The organism is Nonomuraea glycinis (assembly GCF_014646515.1).
Taxonomy (GTDB): domain Bacteria; phylum Actinomycetota; class Actinomycetes; order Streptosporangiales; family Streptosporangiaceae; genus Nonomuraea; species Nonomuraea glycinis.
Window position 1 is genome coordinate 1 of the sequence record NZ_BMNK01000029.1, and the last position, 22,424, is coordinate 22,424.

At 68.7% G+C, this 22,424-nt stretch carries 18 protein-coding genes and 2 pseudogenes; 12 read left to right on the forward strand and 8 right to left on the reverse strand.

Features of this window, described 5'->3' with window-relative positions:
• Positions 1-66 precede the first annotated feature (66 nt).
• A pseudogene (locus IEY87_RS44320) lies at positions 67-470 on the forward strand (transposase); the annotation flags it as partial.
• 159 nt (positions 471-629) lie between these two features.
• Here IEY87_RS44320 and IEY87_RS44325 read toward each other — a convergent pair.
• The 3 genes and pseudogenes from IEY87_RS44325 to IEY87_RS44335 form a co-directional block, all read right to left on the reverse strand.
• Entirely contained in the window at positions 630-1,739 is a 1,110-nt protein-coding gene (locus tag IEY87_RS44325; protein ID WP_189144925.1) for a DUF6461 domain-containing protein, read from the reverse strand.
• Positions 1,740-1,805: 66 nt separating this feature from the next.
• On the reverse strand, positions 1,806-5,240 hold the full coding sequence (locus tag IEY87_RS44330; RefSeq protein WP_189144926.1) for a LamG-like jellyroll fold domain-containing protein: 3,435 nt from the start codon (positions 5,238-5,240) through the stop codon (positions 1,806-1,808).
• Positions 5,241-5,312: 72 nt separating this feature from the next.
• Positions 5,313-5,645 (reverse strand): annotated as a pseudogene (locus tag IEY87_RS44335) (IS982 family transposase); the annotation flags it as partial.
• A gap of 445 nt (positions 5,646-6,090) precedes the next feature.
• Between IEY87_RS44335 and IEY87_RS44340 the strand changes: the two are divergent.
• The 5 genes from IEY87_RS44340 (at position 6,091) to IEY87_RS44360 (ending at position 11,509) form a co-directional block, all read left to right on the forward strand.
• Positions 6,091-6,435: a hypothetical protein gene (locus IEY87_RS44340; protein WP_189144928.1), complete on the forward strand. Its 345-nt coding sequence runs from the start codon at positions 6,091-6,093 to the stop codon at positions 6,433-6,435.
• A 326-nt stretch (positions 6,436-6,761) separates the two neighbouring features.
• Positions 6,762-6,956, forward strand: coding sequence for a hypothetical protein (locus IEY87_RS44345; RefSeq protein ID WP_189144929.1), 195 nt, complete (start codon positions 6,762-6,764; stop codon positions 6,954-6,956).
• Between the two features lie 248 nt (positions 6,957-7,204).
• The gene (locus tag IEY87_RS44350; protein WP_225278271.1) at positions 7,205-8,554 is read left to right on the forward strand and encodes an MFS transporter; all 1,350 of its coding nucleotides are present in this window, start codon (positions 7,205-7,207) and stop codon (positions 8,552-8,554) included.
• Positions 8,551-10,890, forward strand: a complete 2,340-nt coding sequence (locus IEY87_RS44355; RefSeq protein ID WP_189144930.1) for a PEP/pyruvate-binding domain-containing protein — start codon at positions 8,551-8,553, stop codon at positions 10,888-10,890. Before IEY87_RS44350 ends, IEY87_RS44355 begins: the two co-directional genes overlap by 4 nt.
• 10 nt (positions 10,891-10,900) lie before the next feature.
• Positions 10,901-11,509, forward strand: coding sequence for a TetR/AcrR family transcriptional regulator (locus IEY87_RS44360; protein WP_189144931.1), 609 nt, complete (start codon positions 10,901-10,903; stop codon positions 11,507-11,509).
• On the opposite strand, the gene IEY87_RS44365 is transcribed toward IEY87_RS44360, so the two are convergent.
• Positions 11,481-12,176, reverse strand: a complete 696-nt coding sequence (locus IEY87_RS44365) for a TetR/AcrR family transcriptional regulator (RefSeq protein ID WP_189144932.1) — start codon at positions 12,174-12,176, stop codon at positions 11,481-11,483. The two genes, IEY87_RS44360 and IEY87_RS44365, sit on opposite strands and share 29 nt — an antisense overlap.
• 113 nt (positions 12,177-12,289) lie before the next feature.
• Here IEY87_RS44365 and IEY87_RS46920 point away from each other — a divergent pair, with 113 nt between their 5' ends.
• From IEY87_RS46920 to IEY87_RS44375, 3 genes are read left to right on the forward strand one after another with little or no spacing between them, the layout of a single operon-like run.
• The gene (locus tag IEY87_RS46920) at positions 12,290-12,421 is read left to right on the forward strand and encodes a hypothetical protein (RefSeq protein ID WP_263653359.1); all 132 of its coding nucleotides are present in this window, start codon (positions 12,290-12,292) and stop codon (positions 12,419-12,421) included.
• 2 nt (positions 12,422-12,423) lie between these two features.
• Positions 12,424-13,335, forward strand: a complete 912-nt coding sequence (locus tag IEY87_RS44370) for an NAD-dependent epimerase/dehydratase family protein (RefSeq protein WP_189144933.1) — start codon at positions 12,424-12,426, stop codon at positions 13,333-13,335.
• Positions 13,332-14,225 (forward strand): Gfo/Idh/MocA family protein, encoded by an 894-nt coding sequence (locus IEY87_RS44375; protein WP_189144934.1) that lies wholly within the window; start codon positions 13,332-13,334, stop codon positions 14,223-14,225. The genes IEY87_RS44370 and IEY87_RS44375 overlap by 4 nt, the downstream gene beginning before the upstream one ends.
• Here the strand turns inward: IEY87_RS44375 and IEY87_RS44380 are convergent.
• Together IEY87_RS44380 and IEY87_RS44385 are read right to left on the reverse strand one after the other, a co-directional pair.
• A complete protein-coding gene (locus IEY87_RS44380; protein ID WP_189144935.1) occupies positions 14,203-15,036 on the reverse strand; it encodes a trypsin-like serine peptidase in 834 nt (277 codons plus the stop codon). The genes IEY87_RS44375 and IEY87_RS44380 overlap by 23 nt on opposite strands.
• A gap of 207 nt (positions 15,037-15,243) precedes the next feature.
• The gene (locus IEY87_RS44385) at positions 15,244-16,509 is read right to left on the reverse strand and encodes a Glu/Leu/Phe/Val family dehydrogenase (RefSeq protein WP_189144936.1); all 1,266 of its coding nucleotides are present in this window, start codon (positions 16,507-16,509) and stop codon (positions 15,244-15,246) included.
• A 242-nt stretch (positions 16,510-16,751) separates the two neighbouring features.
• On the opposite strand from IEY87_RS44385, the gene IEY87_RS44390 reads away from it, so the two are divergent.
• The 3 genes from IEY87_RS44390 (at position 16,752) to IEY87_RS44400 (ending at position 20,194) form a co-directional block, all read left to right on the forward strand.
• Entirely contained in the window at positions 16,752-18,308 is a 1,557-nt protein-coding gene (locus tag IEY87_RS44390; protein WP_189144937.1) for an alkaline phosphatase D family protein, read from the forward strand.
• 124 nt (positions 18,309-18,432) lie between these two features.
• Complete coding sequence (locus IEY87_RS44395; protein ID WP_229699467.1) at positions 18,433-18,969, forward strand: RNA polymerase sigma factor; 537 nt, start codon at positions 18,433-18,435, stop codon at positions 18,967-18,969.
• Positions 18,962-20,194: a CU044_5270 family protein gene (locus IEY87_RS44400; protein ID WP_189144939.1), complete on the forward strand. Its 1,233-nt coding sequence runs from the start codon at positions 18,962-18,964 to the stop codon at positions 20,192-20,194. Before IEY87_RS44395 ends, IEY87_RS44400 begins: the two co-directional genes overlap by 8 nt.
• A gap of 115 nt (positions 20,195-20,309) precedes the next feature.
• On the opposite strand, the gene rocD is transcribed toward IEY87_RS44400, so the two are convergent.
• Together rocD and ddaH are read right to left on the reverse strand one after the other, a co-directional pair.
• Positions 20,310-21,518, reverse strand: coding sequence for an ornithine--oxo-acid transaminase (gene rocD, locus IEY87_RS44405; protein ID WP_189144940.1), 1,209 nt, complete (start codon positions 21,516-21,518; stop codon positions 20,310-20,312).
• Complete coding sequence (gene ddaH, locus IEY87_RS44410; RefSeq protein ID WP_189144941.1) at positions 21,519-22,316, reverse strand: dimethylargininase; 798 nt, start codon at positions 22,314-22,316, stop codon at positions 21,519-21,521. It lies immediately after the preceding gene.
• Positions 22,317-22,424: the final 108 nt, after the last annotated feature.

Consider the following 22,424-nt stretch of genomic DNA (forward strand, 5'->3'; position numbering starts at 1 on the left):
TCCCAAGCAGCCGCATAGGCTACGCCCATAAGACGGCTGTCCGGAATCACCGTGGCACCTCACCTCGACAGACACCGCTTCACCTGCTTCGTCACCGGCACCCCCGGCGGCCAGCTCGCCGACCTGGAACTACGCCACCGCCGCCGCGCCCGCGCCGAAGACCGCATCCGCGCCGCCAAGGACACCGGCCTGCGCAACCTCCCCTTGCACGACTTCACCCAGAACCAGATCTGGCTCGAGATCGTCGCCCTGGCCTGCGAACTACTCGCCTGGATGCAACTACTCGCCCTGCACGGCACCGACGCCCGCCGCTACGAGCCCAAACGACTACGCCTGCGCCTGCTCGCCGTCGCGGCCGACTGGTGCGCGGAGGGCGCAAGATCCGCATGCGGATCCCCACACACTGGCCCTGGGCCAAGCAGATCATCACCGCCCTGACCCGCCTGCACGCTCTGCCAGCGCCCATCTGACCCACACACCCACCCGTCCCACGACCAGGAAGGACACCTGCGGGCCCGTGGAACCCCGCCCACCCGGCGCGACAGCCGGCCATCAACGCTGAGCACAGTGGAAAATCAATCTCAGCCGAAACCATCAGCCGACCACATCAAGCTCGAGAAAGATCGAGGCTAGGCGTTTCTGCCGTACTTCATATAGTAGCCAAGGCGGTAGAGAAGCCTTGATTTGATTTGATCCTCAATGCTTAATGGCAGGCCATTCAGGCGGTCCGGTGTCAATTGTGCAGCTTCTCCGAGGTCGGTATTCAGGGCATGTTGCACTATGTCGAGAAATATCGCCCTGGCCGCCTTGGCTCGATAAACTGGGTCTTTTGTGTGCTCCAGGTATTCGGAGTAGCCATCGGCAGGATCCGGCCAGGTTTGCGCTATGGCCTCAAGTTCTTGACGGAGTTCGTCCCTGGGCCTCTGGAGTTCAGTTCGCACTCGCTCCGTGGTGGCGTTGCGGGCGTGCTGTGTGATGAGGCTTATGGCCTCGTGCTCGTAGGGGTGAGCAGGTTGCACATACGTGAGCGCGATCTCCACGGCGAACGCGATGATTTCGTGCTTGCGCTCTCCGGTCGGAGTGGAAGCGAGGTCTCTGAGTCGTGTGTCTCCCTGGAGAGAAGGAATCATCCACTCTTCAACCTGGAAGTCCTCAGGTTCTGGCACGACCAGGGGGCCGGATCCGATGACGACGCACAGATGTTGTCGCGTCATCCAGTCTTGGTCGAGGCGAATCCCCGAGAGCTCCTCACCCAGGGCGAGCGCCGTTGACTGCCAGTGCTCATGCCATTGGTCCGGCGTCACGGGTAAGGATTCGAGCCATGCTCGTCCCGATGAAGGGCTCACCGTGTCAAGATCGGCTGGATCGAACCAGGCGACCAGTTGTCCGGATTCGGCGTACTTGACGGAGGCGGCCCTGTTGATGGTCCACTGCAGCCCCAGCGCCGCTCCACTCCCGGACAGGCGCACGACCTTCTCGTGGCCGTACCCGCAGAACTCCTCCAGGAGCACGGTCCATTCGCCGTGCCGAGCCGCCAGGAGCACGGCTTGGTCCGGGCCGTCTATCAGGTCCGAGGCAAGTCCGCTCACTTCGTCGAATGTCGCAGGATGCACCCAGGCGGGATCGCCGCCAAGCTCGCGCACCACCTCGTCGAACTGCCTGCCCTTGATCCAGGTGATCGACATTCCGTCCGGCAGCCAACCGGAGGCGCCGGCATAAACGCTGATGAGGCCCGACATGATGATCTTGAGTCCTTCAAAGTGAGGGGGTGGGTAGGAAGGACCCTACCCACCCCGGTCTTTCGACTATTCGAGCTCGTCCTCGACGCACACGATCGACTCTTCGTCGGGAAGAGGATCGCGTACGACAGTGCCGAGGGCGCCGCTTACCGGGGTCGCTTGCCCGGGCATGATCACATCAACCCAGTACGATGTGTTGTGCCGGATCCTGTGCCGGAGGTAGAACCACTTCGTCCTTGATCCGGACGCACAGTTGTCCTTGAGCTTGATGATCTGCACGGAGAAGTCGTATGTCGTGTTCGCGGCTCCTTCTAAGGTGCTGGCGAAGGGAAATTCGTCGCAACTGTCCGGCTTTTTGTAGTTGGGCTTGTATTTTCTGCAGGCGGGAACCGCATGTTTGTTGCGGTTGTCGTCTATCACGGACTCCGTGGTAGTCCGGTGAAGGCACCCGGTCGTTCTCGTCGTGCAGCCCTTATCTCCCCAGTCGATGGCTCCAGGTATCTTCTTCGGCGCGTTGCTCGGGGGGTAAGTGGCATTAGGGGAATACATCGCCAATGCCCAGTGATAGGCGCTCTCGGCCACCTTGGCGTCATTCGAGTCGAGGACGAACACTGGGCGGACGGAATTGGATATGCACCCTCCTGTGTAGATCTTTATGGCGGCTGAGCTATCACATGTGAACGTGACCGCATGATTCTTGCTCTTGAACTCGGGGTGCGCCCACTGTATCTGGTCCCCGCCCTCCGGGTTGTTCTGATAAATGACGTGCGGGTCGACCGTGCACGTGCCCTCCCTGTCCGGATGTGAACTCTGCTGGCTGGCCAGGACGATCTCCCGGTCATCGGAAAAGCGCCGCCAGTCCGCCACGGTGTCGGAGATGCCGTTCAAGGCGGACTTCTTCTGCCCGTCCCTGGCTTTATAGATGCTGGTGCATCCGGGAAAGCCGGCTTCCCCGAGCTTGATCGAGAACTTTCGGCTGTTCGACCAGTTCGCATCGAAGACATGCCAAGCATCAACACGAATCCACGCGCTGATCTCCCGACTGTCACTGACCAGGCTGGTCGCAAGCTTCTCTCTGGGTGAGAAGCTGTTCTTTGTTCCAACGTAGGTGTGGAACACGATCGTGAGCCGGGCCATCCACATGACCCCGGAGTCATCGTCCAGAAGCGGGACCGGTAACCGATCTACCTCGTCGTCCTCGTTTCGCTCGCCGATCCACATGGCGAAGCATGTGTTGAAGGAGTTCTTGTGGCGGAAGGTCCGCGCGGGCAGGCCGCTTTGCACCTCCCATCGTTGCCGTGTGCCTTTGAGGAGGTTCTGACATTCGTCGTGGTCCATACGCTCGTACGGGAACGTGCTCGCGGCAAGCGCCGACTTCGGCTGTTCGGTCACGCCGGACGATGATGTCCCCGGGTTCCGAGTTGCCTTCTCGGGCTTTGGATCCTTGACGGTGAGGCCGGCCCAACTCGTCCATGGGCCGGTAACGCCGTCGGCGACGGACCGGGCCCGCCATCTCACTTCTTGCCCCTGCTTCAGCAGGCCTTCCGGGAGAGTCACCGTCGCCTTGGACGAGTCAGCCTTGACGCCGGCTTTCCCTGTCCAGATCTGTGTCTTGGCTCGCTCCTGCTGCTTGGCGGGTCTGTGGGACAGCGCGATTTCGACGGTGCCGCCGGTGGTGGAGTCGCCGGTGAGCCATGCCGTCAGGACGGGGGTTGTGCCGGCCGGCGCGTCGGCGCTGACCGTCAGCTTGTCGATCGCGGGTGTGGTCGCGGCGTTGAGCCGCGCCGTCGGCGCCGCCGCTGCGGGCGCGGCCCCGATCGGGGTGTTCATGTCGGCCTGGATCTGGGCTGCGGTCTGGACGATGTTGTAGATGCGTACCTCGTCGATCAGGCCCTCGAAGTACTCGCGCCAGGTGGCGTGGCCGCCGATGCGCAGGTCGCCGCCGTCGTCGATGAGTTCGCCGGTGAGCGGCTCCTGGTCGACCTCGGTGCCGTTGACGTACAGGGTTGCGTTGCTGCCGTCGTAGGTGAGCGCTAGATGGCTCCACTGATTGGACGGCAGCGAATCCCAGTATGCGGGCCCGCCCTCATCGTCGGCAGTCTCCAACCAACCCGCTGGGCCTTCCCCGATGGAGGAGTACAGGCCGTAGAATCCGTCTCTGTCGTTCTCTTTCATGAGCACGGGGTGCCAGAGAGCGTCTGTCGTTGAGGGCCGTACCCACGCTGAGAGTGTCAGTGCGGTGGTCAAGCGCAGTGAGGGGGCGTGTGGGACGGTGACCCAGCTGGAGTCACCGTTAAATGTCAGGGCTTTGCCGTGCTTGCCAGCCGTCGTCCAGGTGGTGTCGGTGGCCGCTCCGGTGTTGTTCTGTCCGGAGGAGTCTCCGACGATGGTGCCCGTGCCCTCTTCCATGCCGTAGGCGGCCACCAGCCCCGGCACTGGATTCGGTGTGGGGTCCGGTGTGGGGGTCGGGGTGGGCGTGGGGTCGGGTCCCGGGATGGTGGAGCCGACGGGGGTGTTCATGTCGGCCTGGATCTGCTGTGCGGTCAGAGCGCGGTTGTAGATGCGCACCTCGTCGATCAGGCCCTCGAAGTACTCACCCCAGACGCCGTTGCCGCCGATCCGCAGCGGGCTGCCGTCGTCGTAGAGGCTGTCGCTCATGGCCGTCTCGTCGACCTGCTGGCCGTTGATGAGCAGCCGCAGGGCGGCGCCGTCATAGGTGAGCGCCAGGTGGCTCCACGTGCCCACCGGCAACGGCGTCAGGCCATCGACGGTTGACGAGTCCGCCGGATCGGGTTGCACCCAGCCGGACGGGACCGCGCCTCCGTTGGCCGCATACAGGCTGTAGGAAGCCCCTTCGACCGCCAGCTCCTTGGTGACCAAGCTACGCCAGTCAGCCACCGTGGCCGGGTTGACCCAGGCCGAGACCGTCATCCCCGTCGTCAGGCGCAACGACGCGGCATCCTCGACAGTGACCCAGCTGGAAGAACCGTTGAACGACAGCGCCTTACCATACTTGCCGTCCACCCAACTGGCGCTTCTGCCTGCGCCGGTGTTGTTCTGCCCCGAAGAGTCGGCCACGCTGGTGCCCGCGCCCTCGTCCATGCCGTACGCAGCCACCAGCCCTGGCACGGGATCAGGATCGGGGACGGTGGTGGTGGTCGTGAAACGCCAGGAGTACGGCGCGGTCATGACGTTTCCCGCAGCATCCCTGGCGTCGCTGACATCAGCAGCGAATTCACCCACCGGCAGCTGAGAACCGGGCCGGAAGACGAGCACTGTGTCGGAGGCGTCCATGGTCGCGGTTCCGGTGATGGCCTGGCCAGCCGCGTCTCTAAGACTGACCTGCGCATTCGTCACGGGCTCCGAGAAGGACACGCGCACCTCGGTACGACCGTCCACCTCGACTTCAGCGGGAGCGGGGAGCGTACCCAGCACGGATGGTGGTGTCGTGTCCGGATCACCCGGATCCGGCGTGGTCTCCGGCGCTGGAGTGGCGTCCATCTCGGTCAGCCATTTCAGTAACGGGAAAGACGCCCTCCGCTTGATTGATTAGTCCAATGGATCTGGCTACGGTTAGTGATCGTAAGCAGTGAGCGATCGCTTGATTGGCTGGCCGGTCTTCTTGTCGTGCCAAATGGCAGTGGTTAGCGCAGGCACGCGAATGATGACGTCAGCTTGAGTGCGACCGCCGTGGTGTACCAGGTCAAGCTGGCTTTTGAAGGTTTGATTCATCGATTCGACAGTCCGGTGCAGCGTTTTGAATAGACGTGCTCCGGTCCGTTCGGGCTCGCCCTTGCGGACCGGGCGCAGCAGGTTCAGCTGACGTACGGTTACGCCTTGCTCGAACTCGCGACCGTTGAAGTTCTCGTCCCCGATGATCGTCTGGTCCGGATGGTCGGCGCGCACGCCGAAGGCGGGCTGCTCGCCAAGGCGGCCTCCAAGGTCCGCAGTGTCACCAGGTGGGGACGCTGTACCCGTTCAGCCAAGCAAAGCCGGGTGACCAGGCATATTCCCGGCGTATTCCACGGTGCTACCGGCGCGTGCAAGGATCGCTCAGCGGGGCCTGGCTACCTGGAGGGCGTTTGTCTGGGTGGTGAAGTCTCGGCTGTTCAGCGGAGTGCGGGCTGGAGGCTGAGGGTCTCTTTGGAGTGGGGATGCCGAGCTTGGCGAGCAGGTCTCGTTGAGGGCTTGGTGGGGCCGGTGACCTGTTGAATCGCGTCCAGATCCCGGCTGTCGCGCCGACGTGGCGCTGCGTCATCCACAGGCCGCGAGAAACATCCCACTTTCTGAAGCACGTTTTGCGTACGGGAGGCGTGGCCAGGGTTGGCCGGGTCTCCATGAAAGGATCATCATGTTTCGTATTGTTCGGCGTTCTGCCCTGGTGAGCGCGCTCGCGATGGGCGTCGCCCTGGCCGCCATCGGGTTCACGCCCGCCTCGGCCGCGGCGACGCCGCCGTATGCGCTCGTCAAGCTGGTCTTCAGGTGTACGCACGTGGGCCCGGTGTCGGTCACCGTCCAGGGTCCGGGCGTCGCGGCCAGCGCTCGCCGCAACACGGGCACGAGCTACTTCCGGGGCCGGCCCGGCGTCTACAAGATCAAGCGCCTTGCGAACGGCCGGATCGCACCGAGGAGCAGGTCCATCGCGATCAAGAAGTTCTCGACTCGCACCATCAACGTCTGCTCCCTGAAGTGGTGATCGCGGGTCCGGGAGAATCCGGGCCTGCATGATTCCGGGGCCGCCTCCTTGGTCTTTGTCGCCCAGGACGCCATACCTGCATGCGACGGCCGCGAACCTGAGAAAAACACCTCAATGCACGCTTTGCGTACAAGGGCCGAAGCTAGGGCGGCCCGGTTCGCCATGAAAGGATCATTGTGTTTCGTATTGATCGGCGTTCTGTCCTTGCGGGTGCGCTCGCGACGGGCCTCGTCATGACCGCCCTTGGGTCCGCACCCGCCGCGGCTGCGGCTGCACCGTCGTACGCACGGGTCAAGTTGGTCTTCAGTTGTAAGCGTGTGGGTCCGGTGACGGTCACCGTCCAGGGTCCGGGTGTCGCGGCCAGCGCCCGCGACGACATCGGCACGTACTACTTCCGGGGTCGGCCCGGCGTCTACAAGATCAAGCGTCTCTCGAACGGCCGGATCGCCTCGAAGAGCAAGTCCATCAAGATTAAGAAATCCGCGACCCGCACCATCAAGGTCTGCTCCAAGAAGTGGTGATCGCGGGTCCGGGAGAGTCCGTTCCTACGTGATCCCCGGGCTGCCCTTCGCCGGTCGTGGTCGCATCCGCTGGTGAGCTCCGAGAGCTCCCGCCCAGGTCGCCATGGTGATGCCCCGCTCTCGTACCCGAGGGCGGGGCATAGGTGTCTTGGAGGCTGGAGATCCGCGCCGGTTAGTGAACGTTGCGTTTCTTAAGGGTGGCGTCTACTCTGGTTAGAGAACGACTCGTTCTCTAAGGAGTGGTCGCCGTGGGGCTTGTGCTGTCAGGGTTGGTGCTCGCCATGCTGCTGGGCGCCCTCGATCAGACGATCATGACTCCCGCCCTCCCCGCCGTGGCGGGCAGTCTCGGCGGGCTCGACCAGATGCCCGCCGTCATCACCGCCTACCTGGTCGCCGCGACCGTCGTCATGCCCCTGTACGGCAAACTCGGCGACCGGTTCGGCCGAAAGCCGCTCATGCAGGTGGCGATCGTGGTGTTCGTCGTCGGCGCGGTGCTCTGCTCGGTGGCCACCTCGATGACGCAGTTCATCGCCTTCCGGGCGATCCAGGGCGTCGGCGGGGGCGGGTTGATGATCGGGGCGCAGGCCATCATCGGGGAGATCGTCAGCCCCCGCGAGCGTGGCCGCTACCTGGGGCTGATCGGGGCGGCGTACGTGGTGGCCGCGGTGGGCGGGCCGCTGGTCGGTGGGTTCTTCATCGACAGCGTGGGCTGGCGGTGGATCTTCGCCATCTATCCGCCGCTCGGGCTGCTGGCGTTCGCCGTGCTGACCGCCACACTCAAGCTGCCCAAGCCGGTCTCCCGGGCGCCGATCGACGTCGCGGGGGCGGTCACGCTGGCCGTCGCCGTGGTGGGGGTGGTCATGCTGGGGCAGACCCGCGAGCCGGTGTTCCTGGCCGTGGCGCTGGTGGGGGTGGCGGCGTGGCTGGTGAGCGCGCGGCTGGCGACCGATCCGATCCTGCCGCTGCGGCTGTTCAGGGACCGGGCGTTCGCCGTACCGGTGCTGATCAGTCTGCTCATCGGGTTCGCGCTGTTCGGGACCATCTCCTACATCCCCGCCTACCTGCAGATCGCGCTCGGCTCGTCGGCCACCCAGGCGGGGCTGCTGGTGACCGCGCTGATGGGCGGCGTGCTGACCACCACGATCGTCTCCGGCCGGCTGATCAGCCGGACCGGCCGCTACCGGGGTTACCCGGTGGCCGGGACGGCGCTGGCGGGGGTGGGGTTGGCGCTGCTGCCGGCAGCGGCCGGCCAGGCGGCCACGCTCGCCGGGGTACTGCTGCTCGTCGGGCTCGGGGTCGGGCTGGTCATGCAGGTCATGGTCCTGGCCGCGCAGAACTCCGTGGAATATGCCGATCTGGGCACTGCCACCTCGTCGGTGACGTTCCTGCGCCAGATCGGCGCGTCCGCCGGGGTGGCCCTGGTGGGGGCCCTCATCACCTGGAGAACCACCGGAAGTCAGCTGCCCGCCGCCTTCGCCGAGGCCGCGCTGCCCGTGTTCGCGGCGATGGCGCCGCTGCTCGGGGTGGCTTTCCTGCTCGCGCTGGCGCTGCCGGCGCGTCCCCTTCGCACCACCGCGTATGCCGAGGAGAAATCATGAAACTCGTCGCACCCCTGCGGTCCTTCGGCCGTGGCGACCTCGCCCTGGCGGGCGGAAAGGGGGCTAACCTGGGGGAGCTGATCGGCCACGGCTTTCCCGTGCCGGACGGCTTCGTCGTCACCACCGACGCCTACGCGCAGGTCGCGGCCGGGCTGAGCACCCGCGACAGCGTCCAGCGGGCCGCGGTGCCCGACGAGCTGCGCCGGGAGATCATCAGAGCGTACGCCGAGCTCGGTGCAGGCGGCGCGCCGGTGGCGGTGCGTTCCAGCGCCACCGCCGAGGACCTGCCGGGCGCGGCGTTCGCCGGCCAGCAGGACACCTACCTCAACGTCGTCGGCGAGGACGCGCTCATCGACGCGGTACGCCGATGCTGGGCCTCGCTGTGGACGGACCGTGCCGTCGCCTACCGCGACCGGCTCGCGATCGACCACGCCGCCGTGCGCATCGCCGTGGTCGTGCAGCGGATGGTGGAGGCGGAGAGCGCGGGCGTGATGTTCACCGCGAACCCCGTCACGGGGCATCGCGGCCAGCTCGTGGTCGACGCCAGCAGCGGACTGGGCGAGGCCGTCGTCTCCGGCCTCGTCACCCCCGACCACTACGTGCTCGAACCCTCCGGCGAGGTCACCGCGTACACGCCCGGCCGCCGCGAGGTGGTCATCCGGAGTACGGCGGGCGGCGGCGTCATCCACGACGAGACCGGTGCCCCCGCCGAGCGGCTGCCCGATCAGGTCCTGCGTGAGCTGGCCAGGCTCGGCACCGAGGTCGCCGCCCACTTCGGCCGTCCGCAGGACATCGAGTGGACCTACGCGGGCGGCGAGGTGAGCCTGGTCCAGGCCCGGCCGATGACCGCGCTCCCGCCACCGCCGCTCAAGCGGCTCAACCCGATCCAGCGCAGGCTCGGCTCGATCCTGATCGAGTACGTCCCCGTCCGGCCCTACCCGATCGACATGTCGACCTGGCTGCCGTACGGCCCGGCGGGGTTGATGAGAAAGGTAACGGGCTACTTCGGCGTGCACGGGGCGTTCGACAGCTTCCTGGAGGAGCAGGACGGGGTCGTCTACCGGCTGGTGCCGCCGACCCCGCATCCCACCCCGCGCGTGCTGACCACCCCGTTCCGCCTCGCGGCCAAGGCCAGGCGGTACGACCCGGCCCGGTGGCTGGACGACCCGCGCATGCACACGTTCCTGGAGACAAATCGCGAGCTGACCGCCCTCGACCTGCCCGCGCTGCCCTGGCCGGAGCTGCTCCGGGTGCCCAGGAGGGCGCTGGACACGGTACAGCCGGTGGCGGACCTGCGCATCGACTATCTGCCCGGCACCGGCCGGGCGCTGCTGCGACTGCTGCTGGTGGTCAAGCTGCTCGGCCGGGGCGCCCTGTTCAGCGGCCTGATCGCCGGCGGGCGCACCCGCACCGCGGACGCCAACGAGGCCCTGGAGGAGCTGGCCGAGGAGGCCAGGCGCACCGGCTCACTCGACGGCGTCACCTTCAAGGCGAAGCTCAAGGCGTTCCTGGCCGAGTACGGCCACCGCGAGACCGCCACCCCGCTGCTGGTCACCCCGCCCACCTGGGCGGACGCCCCGGAGACGGTGCTCGACCTGGTCAGACTGCTGGCGGCCAAGCCCCCCACGCCCGCCACCCCCGGCGACGAGGCGCTCGACAAGCTGCTCGCGCACCCGCTCCTGCGCCGTAGCGAAGAAAGGGTGACGCGCTGGGTGCGGGCGGCCCGCGCCGGCGTCGCCTTCCGGGAGGACAGCCACTTCTACTTCACGATGCCGCTGCCGGTCCTGCGCGGGTCGCTGCTGGAGATGGGCCGCCGACTGCGGGACGCGGGGACGCTCGACGCCCCGGAGGACGTCTTCCACCTGCGGCTGGAGGAGCTGGAACGGCTCGCGGACAGCGACGCCGGGGCGCACCTGCGCGCGCTGGTGACCGCCAGGGCAGCCAAGCGTGAGGAGCTCGCGGGCGTGCGGCTCATCGACCCCAGGTCCGTCTTCCCCGTCAAGGAGCTGGGTGACGCCCTCGTCGTGGGCGCGCCCGCCAGCGCGGGCATCGCGACGGGGCCGGTGCGGATCGTCCGCGACCCGTCGGAGTTCGGCAAGCTCGGCGGCGGCGACGTGCTCGTCTGCCCGTACACCAATCCGTCGTGGACGCCGCTGTTCCAGCGGGCGGCCGCCGTGGTGGTCGACGCGGGCGGCAGCGCCTCGCACGCGGCGATCGTGGCCAGGGAGTACGGCATCCCCGCGGTGATGGGCACCGGCGAGGCGACCGCCACACTGACCGATGGCCAGATGGTGACCGTGGACGGCGATGCCGGACGGGTCACGGCGGCTCCGTAGGATTCCTGCCATGGTCACCGACCACCGCAAGCTTCCCCGGCGCCGTGGCGAGGCGCTCAACTCCGCCATCTTCCAGGCGACCCTGGACGAGCTCGCCGAGGGCGGATATGCCCAGCTCACCATGGAGCGGGTCGCCGAACGGGCCAGGGCGAGCAAGGCGTCGCTCTATCGCCGCTGGCCCACCCGCATCGCGCTGGTCATGGCGGCCGTCTATCACACGCTGCCCGACCTGGTCTCCGTGCCCGACACCGGCAGCCTGCGCGAGGACCTGCTCGCGGTGCTGCGGCGGTCGTCGGCGGCGCTGGCGGGGCCGGCGGGTGAGGCGATGCGCGGGCTGCTCAGCGAGGTGCTGCGGGACGAGTCCGTCGCCCGGACCTTCCGGGAGAACTCCCAGGGCGCCAGCCGGAAGTTGATGGCCGAGATCGCCCGGCGCGCCGTCGAGCGCGGTGAGATCGACCCGGCCGCCGTCACGCCGCGCCGCCTGGACAGCGGTCAGGCGCTGATCAGGCAGTATTTCCTCTTCCACGGCCCGCCCATCCCCGACCGGCTCATCGTGGACGTGGTCGACGAGGTCATGGTCCCGCTGCTGGTCAGCGCAGGCCCAGCGTCGCGCCCATGATGCGCATGGAGCGCTCGAAGGCCGTACGCCGATCGAAAATGGTCTTCTCCAGCTGACCGAACAGCTCGAAGCTGACCCAGCCGTACAGCGCGGTCCACGCCGAGAACGCCCGCAGGGCCAGGTCGTCCGAGACGCCCGGCATGACGGTCCGCAGGTTCTCCGCGTCGGCGTGCAGCGCCTGCGGGGGAGGGCCGGCCAGGGCGGGCGGGTCGAGCGCGCCGGCCGCGTAGGCCTGTGAGACCAGCCGCCCCATGACGATCACGTCGCGCAGCCGGGGCGGGATGGTGTCCTCGGGCGCCTCGTAACCGGGTACCGGCGAGCCGAAGAGCAGCGCGTACTCGTGCGGATGCGCCAGCGCCCAGTCCCGCACGCCGTGGCAGATGGCCACCCAGCGGCCGGCGTGGTCGTCGCCGGGACAGGCGGCGTCGGCCTGCTCGACCGCCTCGCCCAGCGCGTTGTAGCCGTCGATGATCAGCGTGGTGAGCAGGTCATCGCGGCTGGGGAAATAGCGGTAGATCGCCGACGACACCATGCCCATCTCGCGCGCCACCGCGCGCAGCGACAGCCCGCCCGCGCCCTCGGTGGCGAGGTGCCGGCGCGCGATGTCGGTGATCTCCCTGGTGAGCTCGGCTCTGACGCGTTCTCTCGCGGTGCGGCTAGCTGTCATGTCCTGCACGCTACCAGAGCGGTGCGAGAAAACGAGAGCACCGCTCTTGACGACTGTTGCTCTCATGAGAGAGCATTGCTCTTGTACGAGAACGACGGTCTCTGGAGGAAACGATGCTCACTCTGGCAAAGGGGGCCAATCTGGCCCTGATGTTCCTGCTGGAGCTCGGGGTGCTCGCCTCCGCCGTCTTCGCCGCCCTCTTCATCCTCAACGCGGTTCTCCGCATCGTCTGGAAGCAGGTCTGATCATGGGCAAGCACATCGTGGTGGGCTCCGGCCAGGTCGGCACGCACCTGGCCACCAAGCTCCTCGCCCGGGGACACGACGTCACCGTGGTGAGCCGCTCGGGCCGCGGCCCGGACGGCACCGTCAAGGTGGCCGCCGACGTGGCCGACCAGGCCCGGCTGATCGAGGTCAGCAAGGGCGCGGACGTCCTCTACAACTGCGTGAACCCGCAGTATCACCGCTGGCTCACCGACTGGCCGCCGATGGCCGCCTCCTTCCTGGCCGCCGCCGAGGCGTCCGGCGCGGTGCTGGCCATCCTCGACGGCCTCTACGGGTACGGTCCCGTCACCGGCCCGATGACCGAGGACCTGCCGCTGGCGTCCACCAACCCCAAGTCGCAGGTCCGGGCGAAGATGTGGACCGACGCCCTGGCCGCGCACCGGGCGGGCCGGATCCGGGTGACCGGAGTGCGCGGCTCCGACTACTTCGGCCCCGGCGCCACCGACCAGTCCCACCTGGGGGAGCGGTTCCTGCCCGCGCTCAGGGCGGGCAAGACCATCTCGCTCGTCTGGCCCGCCGACATCCCGCACAGCTGGACGTACCTGCCTGACGTGGCGGAGGCGCTGATGGTCGCGGGCGGCGACGAACGCGCCTGGGGCCGGCCGTGGCACGTGCCCACCGACGCGCCGATGACCTTCCGTCAGATCGGCGACCGGATGGCCGAGCTGCTCGGCCTTCCGGCGCCGACGATGCGGACCCTGCCCTGGCCGCTCGTGCGGGCCATGGGCCTGGTCTCGCCCATGATCGGCGAGCTCAGGCACGTCCGCTATCAGTTCGTCGCGCCGTACGTGCTCGACTCCTCCGCCTTCCAGCGGACCTTCGGTGTGGCGCCCACGCCCATGGACGCGGCGCTGAAGGCTACGCTCGGCGCATGAGGATCGGCATGATCGGCCTGGGCGACATCGCGGAGAAGGCCTACCTCCCCGTGCTGGCCGCCCAGCCAGGCATCGACCTGCACCTGTGCACCCGGGACGGCGCCACGCTGGACCGGCTCGGCGAGAGCTACCGGGTGGCCGGCCGTGCCACGTCCGTGGCCGAGGTGATCAAGGCCGACCTGGACGCGGCGTTCGTGCACGCCGCCACGGTGGCTCACCCCGAGATCGTCGAGGCGCTGCTCAGCGCCGGCGTGCACGTCTACGTCGACAAGCCGATCGCCGACAACCTGGCGGACTGCGAGCGACTGGCGCGGATGGCCCGCGAGGAGCGCAGATCACTGATGGTCGGCTTCAACCGCCGCCACGCCCCCGGCTACGCGGAGCTCGCCCGGCTGCCCCGCCACCTCGTGCTCATGGAGAAGAACCGCCGGGAGAACCCCGACGTCGCCCGCCGGGTGGTGTTCGACGACTTCATCCACGTGGTGGACACGCTCAGGTTCCTGGCGCCGGGACCGGTCACCGGCACCCGGTTCCGCACCCGCACCGGCGACGGGCTGCTGGAGCACATCGTGCTGGAGTTGTCCGGTGACGGCTTCACCGCCATCGGCGTGATGAACCGGGCGAGCGGGGCGAGCGAGGAGAGCTGCGAGGTCATGGGCGGGGGCGTCAAGCGCCGCGTGGTCAACCTGGGCGATGTGATCGACTACGCCGGCGGCGAGGTCGTCACCCGGCGCCCCGACTGGGTGCCGGTCGCCCGGCAGCGCGGCATCGAGCAGATCTGCCTGGAGTTCCTCGCCGCGGTCCGCGACGGCCGCCTGATCGGCGCCGACGACGCGCTGGTCAGCCACGCCATCTGCGAGGAGATCGTCAGGGCGAGCTCGCCTGCCTGAGCCGCATGGCCCGGTCGGCCTCGTGGTACATCCGGGTGAAGGACTTGCCGCCGAGCCGGGTGACCACGGTGAAGCCCTTGGCGTCCTTCAACGGGCTGGAGGAGGAGACCACCCCCGCCACCTCCTGACCGTAGACGGCCGGGCCGCCGCTGCCGCCCGCCGCGGCGTGGCAGTTACGGGTGACGAGCACCCCCGGGCCGCGCACGGTGCCCTCCACCGCGTCGCCCACACAGCGATACATCCGGGTGCCCGGATACTGCTTGCCCTTGGGATAACCGAGCAGTTCCAGCCCCCGCAGCGCGGTGCCCTTACCGGTGGCCAGCGGGCGCAGGCCCGGCCCTGTCACGTCCTCCAGCGACCGCCGCGCCGCGGTCGCCACCCCGACCAGCCCCACGTCGTACGGCAACAACTCGGCGGAGTACGACCGGCCGCGCCAGCGAGCCGGCGCCCACGTCCGCACGGCCGGCCAGACGCCCAGCGGCGGGCTGCCCCGGTCGTAGGCCGGCAGGAAGGCGAGCTGCCGCAGCAGCCTGCCCTCGTGGTAGAGGCAGTGCGCGGCCGTCAGCACCAGGCTGCGGCTGCGTGAGCCGAGCACCGTGCCGCCGCACATCAGATGCGTGCCGGTGACCGGGTCGCGCCCGACCAGCACCCCGGTCAGCCGCCGCGCGCCGGTGAAGGGGCGGGACACGGGGGCGTAGCCGAGCCGGTCGCCGTCCGGGGTGAGCACCTTGTCCGACGGGATGTTGCGATGCGAGACCTCCGTGACGGCGGTCGGGTCGAGCAGGGCCAGAACGAGCACCAACCTGAACACCTACCCATTTCTAGCAGGGAACGATCACCCCTTTGACCTGCGACATCAGTGTTTACTCAACCTGGGTAGAGCGGGCGGGCCCACCGCACCGGCACGGCGGGCCCGCGAGTGACAGGTCGGGCGGGCCCGCCGCGCTGTCCCGCGGGACAGCGGGACCGGCGGGCCCGTCGTTCGGTTGCGGGTGCCGGTGGGCGGGCCCGTTTTCGGTTACGAGCAGAGGGCGCGCGTCTGGTGGGCTTCCGCGACGCGGCCGACGGCGATGACGTGAGCCGCCTGGCGCAGCGTCAGGCCGCGCCGTGCGGCCAGTGCGGCGACCTCGGCGTAGGTGCTCTCCATCAGGTGCCGCATGCGCTGCTCGGCCTGCTCCTCGCTCCAGGAGGCGGCCTGCATGATCTGCACCCACTCCAGGTAGGACACGATCACGCCGCCGGCGTTGGCCAGGATGTCGGGCACGACGGTCGTGCCGTTGGCCGTGAGGATCTCGTCCGCCTCGGGCGTGGTGGGGCCGTTGGCGGCCTCCACGACGAGGCGGGCGCGCACGTGCGGCGCGTTCGCCTCGGTGATCGCGCTTTCGAGAGCCGCCGGCACCAGCACGTCGACGTTCAGCTCGAACAGCTCGTCGCGGCCGAGGGCGTCGGCGTGCCGGTAACCGAGGACGTGGCCCGACTCGGCCACCCAGGCGCGCAGGCCGGCGAGGTCGAGCCCGGCGGGCGCGTACACGCCGCCCGAGGCGTCGGAGACGGCGACGACCTTGCAGCCGGCGTCGGCGAGGTACTGGGCGGTGAGCGCGCCGACCTTGCCGAAGCCCTGCACCGCCACCGTCACGCCGTCCGGCGAGCGGCCCAGCGCGGCCAGGGCCGCGATCTGGACGCCGCGCGAGGTCGCGCCGGCCTGGCCGGGCGAGCCGCCCGGCGGCACCGGCTTGCTGGGCAGCGTGTGGCCGGCCTTGGAGCTGTAGGCGTCCATGATCCAGGCCATGGTCTGTTCGTCGGTGCCGACGTCCGGGGCCGGGATGTCGTTGTCCGGGCCCATCATCGGCAGGATCTCGTTGACGTAGCGGCGGGTCAGCCGTTCCAGCTCGCGGCTGTCGAGCGTGAGCGGATCCACGGCCACGCCGCCTTTGGCGCCGCCGTACGGGATGTCGGCCAGGGCGCACTTCCACGTCATCCACATGGCCAGCGCGGTCACTTCGTGGATGTCGGTGCCGGGATGAAACCGCAGGCCGCCCTTGGCGGGGCCGCGTGAGACGTTGTGCTGGACCCGGTAGCCCTGGACGATGTCCATGCGGCCGTCCTCGCGGCGGACCGGGACCGAGACGGTCAGCGAGCGGCGGGGCGTGCTGAGCATCGTGCGGAGCCCGTCGCCGAGTCCGAGATGGTCGGCCGCCTGGCCGAGTTGGTGGAGAGTGGAGTCCAGGGCCTGGCGGCCGGGTGTGATCTGGGCCGGCGTCGTTGACGGCACCATGACGCTCATGAAGAGGTCCTCCTGTAATGGACGCCCTATATTTGGGTAAGGCGCCTTTGCCTAAGACCCATTTGGGCGTACTTGTCGTGATCAGACTAGAACGGGGTGTTGGTGTTGCCTAGGGGGCTCTTGCCGTTGATGAGGCGATATGCGGTCATTGGAAGTCAAGCCACCGATCTAGGTGTCCTGAACGCGACACTCTGGCAAGCTTGTGGCCCCATGGGTGCCGAACTGTCAAACCGGGGGGTGTAATGCCCGCACTGGTGATCGGGCCGATGTTGCGCTATGTGGATTCTGCCAGCGCCTCGATCTTTGTGGAGACCGAAGAGCCCTGCGAGGTCACCGTGGAGGCCGACGGCAGGCCGTACAAGTCGCCTACCTTTACCGTCCACGGTCACCACTATGCGATCGTCGACATCACAGACCTTTCCCAGGATGCGACCCCCTATGCCGTGCGGCTGGACGGCGAGGAGGTGTGGCCGCTCGAAGGGCGGCCACCCAGCCGGATCCGGCTGGTCCCCCCGGAGGGGCCGGGCCGGATCGCGTTCGGGTCCTGCCGGACCAGCGCGCCGCACGACACACCGCACGAGATCATCCACGGGTACGACATGCTGCGCTCCCTCGGCTGCCATCTGTCGCAGGGCGACGACGAGCTGGGGCCGGATCTCCTGCTGCTCCTCGGCGACCAGGTCTACGCCGACAACCCCTCGCCCGAGATGCTGAAGTTCATCCACGCCCGGCGCGACAGCGAGCCGAAGAACGAGATCGCCGACTTCGAGGAGTACGCCGAGCTCTACCGGCAGGCGTGGACCGACCCCGACATCCGCTGGCTGCTCTCCACCGTCCCCACGGCGATGATCTTCGACGATCACGACCTGCGCGACGACTGGAACACGTCCATGACCTGGCGCGAGCAGATGGCCGAGACGAGCTGGTGGCAGCGCCGGGTGGTCGCCGGACTCGGCGCGTACTGGATCTACCAGCACCTCGGCAACCTCTCGCCGGCCGAGCGGGCGGAGGAGCCGTTGCTGCGCGCGTTGCTGGACGGCGGCGGCGACGGCGCCGACGCTCTCGACGCCTTCGCGGCGCGGGCCGACGCCGACACGAGCAGCAACCGGTGGAGTTACTCCCGCGACCTCGGCCACAGCCGGCTCATCATGATCGACACCAGGTGCGCCAGGCAGCTCACGCCGGGCGACCGCCGGATGCTCGACCCGCTGGAGTGGGCTTGGCTCGAAGCGGAGGTCGCCAAGCCCGCGGACAGGCTGATCATCGGCTCGTCGATCCCGTTCCTGCTGCCCGAGGGTGTGCACGGGGTGCAGAACTGGAACGAGGCGCTCTGCGACGGCGCGTGGGGCCGCCCGGTGGCGCGACTGTCGGAGAAGCTCAGGCAGGCCGTGGACCTGGAGCACTGGGCGGCCTTCAGGCGCTCGTTCGAGGAGCTGTCCAGGATGCTGATCGGGCTGGGCAAGCCGGTGCTGATCCTGTCCGGCGACGTGCACTACTCCTACGTCTCCAAGGCCCGCACCGGGCCGGTCTACCAGATCGTCTGCTCGCCGATCCGCAACCCGCTCAGCCGGACGCTGCGCTGGGCCAACGTGCTGACCCAGTTCGGCGTCGCCACGCTGATCGGCGGGCTGCTGGCGCGCTCGGCCAAGCTGCCGAAGCCGCCGTTCAGATGGCGGGTGATCAAGGGCCCGTGGTTCCAGAACGCGGTCGCGATGCTCACCTTCCCCGGCGCGGAGGCCACCTGGTACGACTCCACCGGCGACGACATCCGCGAAGTCGGCTCGGTGAAACTGGAGTGAAATAGTCGGAACCGGATCCTGCCGTGCGGTCAAGAACAGGGTGACCGCATGAGAGAGGACCGACGACGTGGTGGCTGTTCACGAAGTGTCCGATACGGACGACTCAACGCTCATCGGGCGTTCGTTGGACGATCCGGAGAGCTTCGCCGCGCTGTTCGACCGGCACGCCGACGAGATCCACCGCTACGCCGCCAGACGCCTCGGCCCGGAGACCGCCGAGGACGTCACCGGTGAGGTGTTCCTGGTCGCCTTCCGGCGCCGTGCCCGCTACGACCGGACCTGGCCCGACGCCAGGCCCTGGTTGTACGGCATCGCCACCAAGGTCGTCGCCCAGCACCGCAGGACCGAACGGCGGCGCAACCACGCGATGGCCAGGATGGCCGGCGCGGAGCGGCCGGGCTCGTTCGACGAGCGCAGCGTGGAACGGGTCACCGCCGAGCAACTCCAGCCCAGGCTGGCCCGGGCGCTGACCCGGCTCAACGCGGCCGAGCGGGACCTGCTGCTGCTCGTGGCCTGGACCGACCTCACCTACGAGGAGGCGGCGATCGCCCTCGGCGTGCCGGTCGGCACAGTGCGGTCCCGACTGCACAGGCTCCGCGTGAAAGTGCGCAGGGCACTCGGCGGTAACCACCCCTTCGCAGAGGAGCCCCAGGATGGATGACGAGTTCAAGGACTTCGTGGACGGCCGCCCCGCCGTGCCGCCGTACCGGCCGGAAGCCCGCGCGCAGGCGCGGGAGCGGCTGTTGCGCGAGGCCCACCGCGGGTTTCGCCTTCCCCGGCTGGGCTGGCAGGCCGTGGCCGCCTTCGGGGTGACCGTCACCCTCGTCGGCGGCGTGGCGGTGGCCCTGGCGGGCCAGGGCGGCGGACCGGAAGGAACCTCGACCGCCGGTACGGTCAACCGCACCGCGGCGCAGTACTTCCCCGAACTCCACCCCAAGCCGGGCCAGTTCATCCTCATCGAGTCCGACACCATGTACGGCGCGACCGCCGGAAGGGCGGACGGGGAGCCGACCCGTCATCTGTACCGGACGCACCGGAAGATCTACCAGTCGGTCGACGGGCGGGCCCCCGGGCTGCTGCTGATCGACGGCCTGGAGCCGAAGCCGTGGCCGGGGGAGGAACTGCCGGCGGACGCGCGCCGGGCGGAGCCGCCCTTCCGGTCATGGGTCGCGTCCTGTCCCGGCCGGCGGGACGACTACTCCTACCTGAGCGCGCTGCCCGCCGACCCCAAGCGGATGCGGGAGCGGTTCTACCAGGATGATCCGGGCGATCGCAACGCGGACGAGATGGCCTTCGACGCGGCGGGTGAGCTGGTCAGGGAGACGTACCTGCCCAAGGCGCAGCGGGAGGCGGTGTTCGAGGCGATCAAGGCCATCCCCGGGGTCGAGGAGGCCCAGGGGGTCCAGGACTCGGCCGGGCGCTCGGGCGTCGCGCTCGGGCGGCCGATGAGCGGAACGCTCCACCAGCTCATCTTCGACCCGGAGACCCGCACGCTGCTGGGCGAGCGGGGCACGGTCCTGGACGCGAAGGCGGCCGGCGCGCCCGTGGGGAGCCTCGTCGCGCACACCGCCGAGCTCAGCGTCACGGTCGTGGACAAGCTGCCGGAGCTCAGCGATGTCGACGGCGACGGCAGTTGCGTACAGGAGCCGGTTCCCGCCGAGTCCACGCCGCCGCCGGCTGTGACGGCGACCCCCCAGCCGGATGACGGGCCCGTCGACGAGCCGTCGGAGGCCAGGCGGCGGGTCTTGCCTGACGAGCCCGTCGACGAGCCGTCGACGGCCGCGACGATGACCCCCCAGCCGGACGACGGGCCCGTCGACGAGCCGTCGGAGGCCCATTCCACCCAGGTGCCCGCTGGCTGGCCCACCGATTCTCCTTCCGGCTGACCGCGCCACGTACCGCAACAGGCCTAGGCCCGCGTCCGGGGGAAGGACGCGGGCCCTACCCAGGGGGCGGGAACGGCCCGCGTCCTTGTCAGGGCGCGGGCCGTTACCCGATGGGTCAGCGGAAGGAGTCGATCGCGTCGGCGAGCTGGTCGACCGCCCAGAGGAGGTCCTCCTCGGAGATCACGATCGGCGGCGCGAGCCGGATCGTGGACCCGTGCGTGTCCTTGGCCAGCACGCCGCGCGCCATCAGCGCCTTGGAGATCTCGCGACCGGTGGCCAGGGAGGAGTCGATGTCGACGCCCGCCCACAGGCCGCGCCCGCGCACCGTCACCACGCCGTGGCCGATCAGCTCGCGCAGCCGGGCGTGCAGCACCTCGCCGAGCTTGGTGGCCCGGTCCTGGTACTCGCCGGTGTTGAGCAGGTCGATCACGGCGTTGCCGACGGCGCACGCGAGCGGGTTGCCGCCGAAGGTGGAGCCGTGCTGACCCGGCTTGATCACGCCGAGCACGTCCTCGTTCGCGGCGATGGCCGAGACCGGGACGACGCCGCCGCCCAGGGCCTTGCCCAGGACGTAGATGTCCGGCACGACGCCCTCGTGGTCGCAGGCGAACGTCGCGCCGGTACGGCCGAGGCCGGACTGGATCTCGTCGGCGATCATGAGCACGTTCTGCTCGGTGCACAGCTCGCGCACCTCGGTGAGGTAGCCGTCCGGCGGCACCAGCACCCCGGCCTCGCCCTGGATCGGCTCGATCAGCACCGCGACGGTGTTGGCGTCGATGGCCTCCCTGATCGCCTCCGTGGAGCCGTACTTCACGACCGTGAAGCCCGGCGTGTACGGCCCGAAGTCGGCGCGGGCGTCCTCGTCGGTGGAGAAGCTGACGATCGTCGTGGTACGGCCGTGGAAGTTGTCCTCCATCACGATGATGGTGGCCTTGTCCCGTTCGACCCCCTTGACCAGGTAGCCCCACTTGCGGGCGACCTTGATCGCGGTCTCCACGGCCTCGGCGCCGGTGTTCATCGGCAGGATCATGTCCTTGCCGGTGAGGTCCCCGAGTCCGGCGCAGAACCTGGCGAACTGGTCATGGTAGAAGGCGCGGCTGGTCAGCGTCAGGTGCTTGAGCTGCTCCTGCGCCGCCTCGATGATCTTCTGGTTGCCGTGGCCGAAGTTCAGTGACGAGTAGCCGGACAGGAAGTCCAGGTAGCGCTTGCCCTCGACGTCGGTTACCCAGGAGCCGTCCGCCTCGTGGATCACCACGGGCAGCGGGTGGTAGTTGTGCGCGCTGCGGCGCTCACTGACCTCTATGAGTTCGGCGCTGGTGGTCATTCAGTTCTCCCCCCTGATCTCCAGTGTGCAGCACTTGGGGCCGCCACCTGCTTTGCGCAGCTCCGACAGCTCGACGGGGATCACCTCGTAGCCGCGCCGCTTCAGCTCCAGCTGAAGGTCGCCGGCCTCGGAGTTGATCACCACGTGGCTGCCGTCGCTGACCGCGTTGAGGCCGAGCACCTCGGCGTCGAGCGCCGTCGCGAGCACGGCGTCCGGAAACAGCCAGCGCAGCACCTCACGGCTGCCTGCGGAGAAGGCGCCGGGATAGTAGGCGACGTTGCGGCCGTCGAGCGGGAACAGGGCCGTGTCCAGGTGGTAGAAACGCGGATCCACCAATGACAACGAGACTACCGGACGGCCGAGGAACTCCTGTGCCTCGTGGTGCGCGGCGCGGTCGGTGCGAAAGCCCGTGCCCGCGAGGATCACGTCGTCGAGCGCGAGGAAGTCGCCCTCGCCCTCGTTGACGTGCGTGGCCTGCAGCGTCTCGAACCCGCGCTCGGCGAACCAGCGCAGGTAGGCGGGCCCCTCGGGGACCCGCTGGGGGAAGGCGAAGCTGGCGCCGTAGACCCGGCCGCCGACGACGAGCGCGCCGTTGGCGGCGAAGACCATGTCCGGCAGGCCCTCGATCGGGTCGATCAGGCTCACCTGGTGCCCGAGGCTCTCGTACACGGCCTTGAGACCTTCCCACTGGCGGACGGCGAGGTCGCGATCGGAGCCGGCTTCGGGATGCATCCACGGGTTGATCGCATACTCGACCGCGAAGTGGTCGGGGCGACACATCAGGAAGTGTCTGGGCATGCAGGGCTCCGGAGTTGTGCGTAGTGAAAGGTCCTCACAGCAGGGGACGGATACAGCCTAAGAAGCGGCGTTGTCGCAGGTAAGAGGGCGGTATTGCGTGTATGCGAG

Coding starts and splice junctions, on each gene's coding strand:
- IEY87_RS44325 (WP_189144925.1), bottom strand. CDS start 1,739: ATGTCGGGCCTCATCAGCGTTTATGCCGGCGCCTCCGGTTGGCTGCCG.
- IEY87_RS44330 (WP_189144926.1), bottom strand. CDS start 5,240: ATGGACGCCACTCCAGCGCCGGAGACCACGCCGGATCCGGGTGATCCG.
- IEY87_RS44340 (WP_189144928.1), top strand. CDS start 6,091: ATGTTTCGTATTGTTCGGCGTTCTGCCCTGGTGAGCGCGCTCGCGATG.
- IEY87_RS44355 (WP_189144930.1), top strand. CDS start 8,551: ATGAAACTCGTCGCACCCCTGCGGTCCTTCGGCCGTGGCGACCTCGCC.
- IEY87_RS44360 (WP_189144931.1), top strand. CDS start 10,901: ATGGTCACCGACCACCGCAAGCTTCCCCGGCGCCGTGGCGAGGCGCTC.
- IEY87_RS44365 (WP_189144932.1), bottom strand. CDS start 12,176: ATGACAGCTAGCCGCACCGCGAGAGAACGCGTCAGAGCCGAGCTCACC.
- IEY87_RS46920 (WP_263653359.1), top strand. CDS start 12,290: ATGCTCACTCTGGCAAAGGGGGCCAATCTGGCCCTGATGTTCCTGCTG.
- IEY87_RS44370 (WP_189144933.1), top strand. CDS start 12,424: ATGGGCAAGCACATCGTGGTGGGCTCCGGCCAGGTCGGCACGCACCTG.
- IEY87_RS44375 (WP_189144934.1), top strand. CDS start 13,332: ATGAGGATCGGCATGATCGGCCTGGGCGACATCGCGGAGAAGGCCTAC.
- IEY87_RS44385 (WP_189144936.1), bottom strand. CDS start 16,509: ATGAGCGTCATGGTGCCGTCAACGACGCCGGCCCAGATCACACCCGGC.
- IEY87_RS44390 (WP_189144937.1), top strand. CDS start 16,752: ATGCCCGCACTGGTGATCGGGCCGATGTTGCGCTATGTGGATTCTGCC.
- IEY87_RS44400 (WP_189144939.1), top strand. CDS start 18,962: ATGGATGACGAGTTCAAGGACTTCGTGGACGGCCGCCCCGCCGTGCCG.
- rocD (WP_189144940.1), bottom strand. CDS start 21,518: ATGACCACCAGCGCCGAACTCATAGAGGTCAGTGAGCGCCGCAGCGCG.
- ddaH (WP_189144941.1), bottom strand. CDS start 22,316: ATGCCCAGACACTTCCTGATGTGTCGCCCCGACCACTTCGCGGTCGAG.